The sequence below is a fragment of the Alistipes sp. CAG:268 genome, from assembly GCA_000434235.1.
Taxonomy (GTDB): Bacteria; Bacteroidota; Bacteroidia; order Bacteroidales; family Rikenellaceae; genus Alistipes; species Alistipes avistercoris.
Window position 1 is genome coordinate 62,110 of sequence record FR892003.1, and the last position, 8,125, is coordinate 70,234.

Sequence of the window (8,125 nt, forward strand, 5' to 3'; positions counted from 1 at the left end):
TGTTCAGGAATGCCAGCTCGCGCAGGCGGTTGGCCAGGATCTCGTACTTGTAGACGGTCGTATGGGTGAAGATCTCGCCGTCGGGTTTGAAGGTGATGATCGTTCCCCTGTCGGAGCATTCGCCGACGATCTCCACTTCGGAGGTGGGCTTGCCCTTGCTGTAGCTCTGGCGGAAGATCTTCCCGTCGCGGTGGATCTCGGCGATGAGCAGCGTCGAGAGGGCGTTCACACACGATACGCCGACTCCATGCAGACCGCCCGAGACCTTGTAGGAACCCTTGTCGAACTTGCCTCCGGCATGAAGGACCGTGAGGACGACTTCGAGCGCCGATTTTCCCTCCTTCTCGTGGAAGTCGGTCGGGATACCCCGGCCGTTATCCCTGACGGTAATCGAATTGTCTTCGTTGATCGTCACATCGATATCCGTACAATATCCGGCGAGCGCCTCGTCGATCGAGTTGTCCACGACCTCGTAGACCAGGTGGTGGAGTCCCTTTTCGCCGATGTCACCGATATACATGGCCGGACGCTTGCGCACGGCCTCCAGCCCCTCGAGGACCTGGATATTCGACGCGGAATATGCTTCTTCCTGCTTCTTAACGTTTTCTTGTTCGGTACTCATTCGTTGTCGTTCTAAATATTGTACAAATATAGTGTTTTTTTCGCGAAATGGCAAGATCAGCCCAATTCGGCCGCGAGATCCACCTCGCGAATCTTCCCCTGGGCGAAGAGGATCGCGCGGGCGGGGTAGTTCTCGATCAGCGCCGTGTTGTGCGTGGACATCACCACGGCGCAGCCCCGCGCGGCGATCTGCCGGAAGAGCTGCATGATGCCGTCGGCCGTCACCGGATCGAGGTTGCCCGTGGGCTCGTCGGCCAGGAGCACCTGCGGGTCGTTGAGCAGCGCACGGGCGATGACCAGGCGCTGCTGCTCGCCGCCCGAGAGTTCGAACGGCATCTTGTAGCTCTTCGACGAGAGCTGCACCACGTCGAGTACCTTCTCGATGCGCTGGCGGATCTCCGACTCGTTGCGCCACCCGGTGGCCCGGAGCACGTAGTGCAGGTTGAGGAAGGCGTTGCGGTCGGTGAGCAGCTGGTAGTCCTGGAAGACGATGCCGATGCGGCGGCGCAGGTAGGGGATGTCCCGGCGGCGGAGCCGGCGCAGATCGAACCCGGCGACATATCCCTCTCCCGTAAGCAGTTGTACCTCGGCATATAAAGTTTTGAGCAAGGTGCTTTTCCCGCTGCCGACCCGGCCGATCAGATAGACCAGTTCACCCGGAGCCACCGTCAGACTGACATCCGAAAGCACCATCTCGCCCTGCCGGAGCAACCGCTCCTCCGAGCGGCTTCCGAAGGGGTCATCGGCGTGATAGATGGCCGCATTGCGCAGCTCGACCACGTATTTTTCGTTCCTCATGCGTCGCGTTTTTTCTGGCTAACAAAGATACAAAAATTCTTGGATTTTGCGAAAAAAGCCGTACATTTGCCGTGTCTACAACGACATTTTGTCGGCACGAAACAGGGGGTGCCCGGTTTTGACAGCAGGCAGAGTTTGATTGTAAGCACGCCGAGCGCTGTGTGGCGGCTCGTAAATCCCGACGCTCAAGATTCAAATGGCAATAACAGCTATGCACTCGCTGCCTAATTTTCAAGGAAAATTAGCTTAATCCCCGGAGCCAAGGCGCTTCGGCGACGAGTATCCCGAAGGGACGTTCCGCTCCTTAACGGCTCTTCACACGGGGTATCATTCATTTGGAGATAGCGAGCCGGAGGGTCCCGGTCGGCGCGCAAAATTCAAGGGACTGGGTCTCCGGCTGGGTTGCCGCCTGCCAGGCCGGAGAAGGAGGATCAAACGGCGGCTAAGCGTGTAGAAAGCTTTCGGGTTCCCTGTTTGGACGCGGGTTCGACTCCCGCCACCTCCACACCCGTTCGACCAACGCCCCGGCCCGCCCCGGGGCGTTTTCCGTTTGCGGGCACCCGCCGCCCGGCCAAAAATCCGCACAACGGTTGCAAACCGCCGGGAAAAAGCTATCTTTGCAGTACCAAAAAATCCGACTATGACCAAAAAGATACTGCTCCTGGGCTCGGGCGAACTGGGCAAGGAGTTCGTGATTGCGGCGCAGCGCCTCGGACAGACCGTCGTGGCGTGCGACTCCTATGCGGGCGCTCCCGCCATGCAGGTGGCCGACGCCTGCGAAGTCTTCGACATGCTCGACGGCGACGCCCTGGCCGCCGCCGTGGCCAAACACCACCCCGACATCATCGTTCCCGAGATCGAGGCCATCCGCACCGAGCGGCTCTACGATTTCGAGCGTGAAGGCGTGCAGGTAGTCCCGAGCGCCCGGGCCGTGAACTTCACGATGAACCGCAAGGCGATCCGCGACCTGGCCGCCAGGGAGCTGGGGCTGAAGACGGCCCGCTATTTCTACGCCAAAAGCTACGAGGAGCTGTGCGACGCGGCCGCAAAGATCGGCTATCCGTGCGTTGTCAAGCCGCTGATGTCCTCCTCGGGCAAGGGGCAGTCGCTGGTCAAGGGGCCCGAGGAGCTCGAGCACGCCTGGCACTACGGCTGCGAGGGCTCGCGCGGCGACATCCGCGAGCTGATCATCGAGGAGTTCATCCGCTTCGACAGCGAGATCACGCTGCTGACCGTCACCCAGAAGAACGGACCGACACTCTTCTGCCCGCCGATCGGCCACGTACAGAAGGGCGGCGACTACCGCGAGAGCTTCCAGTCGCCGCACATCGCACCGGAGCACCTGGCCGAGGCGCAGCGCATGGCCGCCGCCGTGACCGAGTCGCTCACCGGCGCCGGACTGTGGGGCGTGGAGTTCTTCCTGAGCCACGAGAACGGCGTCTATTTCTCGGAACTCTCGCCCCGTCCCCACGACACGGGTATGGTGACGCTGGCCGGAACGCAGAATCTCAACGAGTTCGAGCTGCACCTGCGCGCCGTGCTGGGCATTCCGATCCCGGCAATCACCTTCGAACGGCTCGGTGCGAGCGCCGTCGTCCTCTCGCCGATCGCCTGCGCAACGGCTCCGCACTACGAGGGCATCGAGAGCGCCCTGGCCGACAACCCGCGCACCGACCTGCGGATCTTCGGCAAGCCTTCGGCACGTGTAAACCGCCGCATGGGCGTAGTCGTGGGCTACGAACCGCTCGACGGCGACCTGGAGGCGCTGCGCGACCGCGTGAAGGCGGCCGCAGCCCGGATCCGGGTCACCGAATAAACGAATCCATAAACGGACAACGATACGACACCATGAAAACCTACGCGATCATTGCCACCGAGAAGGGCGACATGAAGGCGGAACTCTACGCCGACGAGACCCCGGGCACCGTGGCCAACTTCGTCGATCTGGCCGGGCACGGCTTCTACGACGGCCTGACCTTCCACCGGGTGATCCCCGATTTCGTGATCCAGGGCGGCTGCCCGCGGGGCGACGGAACGGGCGGCCCGGGCTACACGATCAAGTGCGAGACCTCGGCGCCGCGCCAGCGCCACGACCGCGGCGTGCTCTCGATGGCCCACGCCGGACGCGACACCGGCGGCTCGCAGTTCTTCATCTGCATGAACCGCGAAAACACGCAGCACCTCGACGGCGTGCACACCTGCTTCGGGCAGGTTGTCGAGGGGCTCGATGTCATCGACGACATCCGCCGCGGCGACCGCATCCTCTCGATCCGCATCGTCAGGGAGTAGGCACCCCGAAGCGGCTCCCCAAAAACCGAAGGTCCCGGCACGGCAGAAGCCGTGCCGGGACCGTTTCGTATCCGACCGCGCCCGCGCACACCCGGGCAGGCGTATCCGACCGCGCCCGCGCACATCCGGGCAGGAAGTCTCCGCATCCGGCAACCCCTTCCGAACACTCCGAACGCAAAAAACCGCAACTCCCCGAGGGGAATTGCGGTTATCGGAACGGCTCCGTCCGGGACTATTTCCCGAAAGCAGCCTTGACGTTGTCGGTAGCCCGCTTGAGCAGCTCCTCGGGGCAGCAGAGCGTGATGCGGATGTAGCGGTTGCCCTCCGAGCCGAAGATGCCGCCCGGCGTCAGGAAAACGTCGCACTTCTCCATCACCTCGTCCGAGAAGGCGAAGCTGTCGCCTTCATAGTCCTCGGGCAGCTCGGCCCACACGAACAGTCCGGCCTGATGCTCGCGGTAGCGGCATCCGAGCGCATCGAGCAGGGCATAGGCCTGCCGCTCGCGGCCGTAGTAGATGGCATTGAGCTCCTTGAACCAATCCTCACCCAGCGCCAGCGCCGTGTCGGCGGCAGCCTGGATGGGGTAGAACATGCCCGAGTCCATGTTGGACTTGAACGTGAGGATCGAGTCGATCCACTCCTTCCGGCCGACGATCACACCGACACGCCAGCCGGCCATCGAGTGGCCCTTCGACAGCGAGTTCATCTCGAGCGCCACCTCGCGGGCACCCTCCGCCTCCATGATCGAGATCGGAGCCTCGGCGTTGCGGATGAAGCTGTAGGGGTTGTCGTGCACGATCAGGATGTTGTGCTTGGCTCCGAAGTCGATGATGCGCTGGAAGAGCTCCATCGAGGGGGTCTGTCCCGTCGGCATGTTGGGGTAATTGACGAGCATCATCTTCACGCCGTCGAGGCCGGCCCGTTCGATGGCCTCGAAATCGGGATAGAAGTTCGTCTGCTTGTTGAGCGCATAGGGCAGCATCACGCCGCCGGCCAGCCGCACGGCGGCCGAATAGGTCGGATAGCCGGGGTTGGGCACGAGGACCTTGTCGCCCGGGTTGAGGAACGTCATGCAGATGTGCATGATGCCCTCCTTCGAACCGATGAGCGGCAGCACCTCGCTGTTGTAGTCGAGTTCGGTGCGGTACCACTTCTTGTACCAGTCGGCAAAAGCCTTGCGCAGGATGGGCTCACCCTTGTAGGACATGTATTTGTGGACATCGGGACGTTGCGCCTCGCTGGCCAGGCGGTCGATGACGGACTGGTGGGGCGGGAGGTCGGGACTTCCCATAGCGAGTTTGACGATCTGACGACCGGTAGCGGCCTCGATTTCCGCGATTTCGCGCAGGCGGCGCGAAAAATAGTACTCGCCGATGCCGTCCAGACGGTGTGAACGGGCGATGTTTACTGCTTTTGCCATAGTCATGTATCGGGTTTAGAATTTAGCTCCGGACAAAGATAGGGAATTTATGAATAAAATTAAAAAATACCCCGTAAAAATTGCGGACGCCCCGAAACGACCGGGCGGGAGCAGGCTGCAGCCCCTCCCGCCCGACAGATCAGCGATCGTCGCGGTCAGTGCCCCATGAGCTGCCGGGCCATCAGCACGGCGTTGTTGGCATTCGAACTGTATCCGTCGGCGCCGATCGTCCGGGCGAAACCCTCGGTGACGGGAGCCCCGCCGACAAGCACCTTGACCCGTCCGGCCAGATCCGACGCACGCAGGGCGTCGATCACCTCTTTCATATGGGTCATCGTCGTGGTAAGAAGTGCCGACATGCAGAGGATGTCGGCCCGATGCTCGCGTGCCGCCTCGATGAAACGGTCGCTCGAGATGTCCACCCCGATGTTGAAGACCTCGAAACCGCACCCCTCGAGCATCGAGGCCACCAGGTTCTTGCCGATGTCGTGCAGGTCGCCGCGCACCGTGCCGATGACGATCCGCCCGCGACTCTCCGCCGTGTTGTTCCGCAGCAGCGGACGCAGCAACTCGAGCGCCCCCTTCATCGCACGGGCGCTCATGAGCAGATTGGGCACATAGGCCTCGCCGGCCTCGAAGCGGCGGCCGATCTCCTCCATCGCCGGGATCATGTAGCCGTTGATGACCGTCTGGGGATCGATCCCGGCTGCAAGCGCCCGCCCGGTCACCGCCACGGCCGGTTCGAGTTGTCCGGCCAGAATGGCGTCGTAGAGTTCATTGAGTTGTGTTTCCATGGTTTGCCTGGTTCGGTTGAAATTTACAGTCTGTTCTCCTTTTCGCGCCGGCGGATCTCCTGCACGGCGTCGATCATGGCCCGATAGCCATCCACCGACATGTAGTCGGGAATGGAGTTGCCCGAGCCGAGGGCATAGCCGCGGGCCTTGCGGCGGAACTCCGTGCCTTCGCGCAGCACCTTCTCGTAGACCACCTCGTAGGGGTTCATGATCAGTTCGTTCATGTCCAGGCCCCCGCACAGGCCGATGCGGTCGCCGTAACGGTCGATCCACTCCGAGAAGGGCGCGATCTGGTCCTCGTTCGAGTGCTTGGCGTCGATTCCGTTGGCCAGGATATCCTCCATGATGCTGAAGATGTTGCCGCAACTGTGGAGCAGGAACTTCTTGCCCCGCGAGTGGACCAGGTCGATTACGCGCCGGTGCTGCGGCAGGATGTGCTCGCGGATGGTGTCGGGGGCCAGCATCGTGGAGGTGCGGTAGCCCAGGTCGTCGCCCATGCGGCAGAAGACGAACAGGTCGGCGTAGTTGTCGAGCACCCACGTCCACAGCACCTCGTAGAGGTCGCCGATGCGGACGAACAGATCGCGGAACAGGTCGGGATCGAGGAACTGCATCATGCAGAGCGACTCGTAGCCGACCAGATCCTCGGCCGACTCGAAGATCCCGTAGCCGCAGCCTCCGTAGGCCTTCATGCCCCGGGGCATGACCTTGCGCAGGGCGTCGAGGTGGGGTTTGTAGGCACGGATGAAGATCCGGGGAATCTCCTCCCACGGGTAGCGGTCGAAATCGGCCCGGGTCTGAATGGGGCCGAGACGCCCGCCGAGGATGGCGCCGTGGTCGGGGTAGATCTCGCAGATCTTGGCTTCGTACGACAGTGCATCGTAGGTATTCGCCCGCCAGAACTCCGTGACGACACGGTAGTGCTCTTCAAGGTCGGCGCCGCTCTTGCCCGTAGAATCGACCTCCCGGCCGAGCATCTTGGCAATAAAAGGCTCGTCGATGTTGTGCTCGTAGAGCGGGAGGTAATCCGGCTGCTGGTTATAGAGCACCTTCAAAAGGTTCGTGTAATCGGGTTGAAAATCGTTTTTCATCTCTCTGTTTTCGTTATTCGTATTGTTTCCGTTTTCCGATCTGGATCTCTCCGATAACAAAATTAGTGGAAGCGGAAGCGCGGTTCTTATACTAAATTCCCGAAATATTATACTATCTTTGTTACAACAACCCGCTGACCATGATCCGTGAAAACATATTGATCGGCTCCGACCGCTTTTTCAACATCCGCAGTTTCCAGAGCAAGTACTTCACCATGCCCCGGCACCTGCATGCCGAGTACGAGCTGGTGTGGATCGACCGGGGCTTCGGAAAAAAATCGATCGGCGAGGTCATCAAGCCCTTCACCGACGGTGACCTGACGCTCATCGGCCCCGACTGTCCGCACCTGTTCATCGCCGACGACGCCTACTATGCCGACAATGCTCTTCGGTGCCACTGGCGGGTCATCCAGTTCTCGAGGTCGATCTTCCCGACGGCCATGACCGAACTCGAACTGTTCAAGCCGATCCACACGCTGCTCGAGAGCAGCGAATACGGGCTCGACTTCGGCTCACGGTCCGAGGAGAGCATCCGTCCCTGGTACGACAGCATCGAGGCGGCTCGGGGATTCGGCAAACTGACCCGCTTCTACGAACTGCTGGCCTTCCTGGCCGGCGACCCGTCGTCGTTCCGACTGAACCGCGACAAGCCGACGACTCCGCACGAGACGTCGGACGATGTCGTAACCCGCGTATACAACTACCTGCTGCACAACTTCAACCGACGCATCACCCTGGCAGCCATCGCCCGCTCGGTGAACATGCACCCGACGACGCTGTGCTCCTACTACAAGAAGTATACGCTCAAATCGATCTTCGACTCGCTGATGGAGATCCGCATCGGCCATGCCTGCCGCCTGCTGGTCAATACCGATCTGTCGGTTGCGCAGGTCGCCTACGAATCGGGCTACGAGAACATCTCGAACTTCAACCGCCAGTTTCTCCGCCTGAAGAAGGTGCAGCCCAAGGCCTACAAGAAGCTCTACAAGGGTCTGGACCTCGGCGGGCGCGATATTTCCGAAGAGATGAGCCTCTGAACGCCGGGCCAGCGGAAAACAGAGCCGGGGCATCGGAAGGGATTCCTTCCGATGCCCCGGCAGTCGGGCGGCTCC

Annotated in this window: 8 protein-coding genes and 1 other RNA gene; 4 read left to right on the forward strand and 5 right to left on the reverse strand. The window is 61.5% G+C overall.

Going from position 1 to position 8,125, the window contains the following annotated elements; translation table 11 throughout:
* Positions 1 to 622, reverse strand: a 622-nt coding sequence (locus QZL63_RS06495; RefSeq protein ID WP_290586286.1) for an ATP-binding protein, incomplete at its 3' end; no start/stop codon positions are given.
* Between the two features lie 56 nt (positions 623 to 678).
* A complete protein-coding gene (locus QZL63_RS06500) occupies positions 679 to 1,419 on the reverse strand; it encodes a cell division ATP-binding protein FtsE (RefSeq protein WP_022308518.1) in 741 nt (246 codons plus the stop codon).
* Positions 1,420 to 1,523: 104 nt separating this feature from the next.
* Between QZL63_RS06500 and ssrA the strand changes: the two genes are divergently transcribed.
* The 3 genes from ssrA to QZL63_RS06515 all read left to right on the forward strand — a co-directional run bounded on the left by ssrA (position 1,524) and on the right by QZL63_RS06515 (position 3,708).
* Positions 1,524 to 1,927, forward strand: a transfer-messenger RNA (tmRNA) gene (gene ssrA, locus QZL63_RS06505).
* Positions 1,928 to 2,059: 132 nt separating this feature from the next.
* Positions 2,060 to 3,235, forward strand: a complete 1,176-nt coding sequence (gene purT / locus QZL63_RS06510; RefSeq protein WP_022308519.1) for a formate-dependent phosphoribosylglycinamide formyltransferase — start codon at positions 2,060 to 2,062, stop codon at positions 3,233 to 3,235.
* Positions 3,236 to 3,267: 32 nt separating this feature from the next.
* On the forward strand, positions 3,268 to 3,708 hold the full coding sequence (locus tag QZL63_RS06515; protein ID WP_022308520.1) for a peptidylprolyl isomerase: 441 nt from the start codon (positions 3,268 to 3,270) through the stop codon (positions 3,706 to 3,708).
* A gap of 232 nt (positions 3,709 to 3,940) precedes the next feature.
* Here QZL63_RS06515 and QZL63_RS06520 read toward each other — a convergent pair whose 3' ends face one another.
* The 3 genes from QZL63_RS06520 to QZL63_RS06530 form a co-directional block, all read right to left on the reverse strand.
* Positions 3,941 to 5,128, reverse strand: coding sequence for a pyridoxal phosphate-dependent aminotransferase (locus QZL63_RS06520; RefSeq protein ID WP_022308521.1), 1,188 nt, complete (start codon positions 5,126 to 5,128; stop codon positions 3,941 to 3,943).
* A 155-nt stretch (positions 5,129 to 5,283) separates the two neighbouring features.
* Positions 5,284 to 5,922 (reverse strand): corrinoid protein, encoded by a 639-nt coding sequence (locus QZL63_RS06525; protein WP_022308522.1) that lies wholly within the window; start codon positions 5,920 to 5,922, stop codon positions 5,284 to 5,286.
* A gap of 23 nt (positions 5,923 to 5,945) precedes the next feature.
* On the reverse strand, positions 5,946 to 7,013 hold the full coding sequence (locus tag QZL63_RS06530) for a uroporphyrinogen decarboxylase family protein (RefSeq protein ID WP_022308523.1): 1,068 nt from the start codon (positions 7,011 to 7,013) through the stop codon (positions 5,946 to 5,948).
* A gap of 140 nt (positions 7,014 to 7,153) precedes the next feature.
* Here QZL63_RS06530 and QZL63_RS06535 point away from each other — a divergent pair, with 140 nt between their 5' ends.
* Complete coding sequence (locus QZL63_RS06535; protein WP_022308524.1) at positions 7,154 to 8,050, forward strand: AraC family transcriptional regulator; 897 nt, start codon at positions 7,154 to 7,156, stop codon at positions 8,048 to 8,050.
* Positions 8,051 to 8,125: the final 75 nt, after the last annotated feature.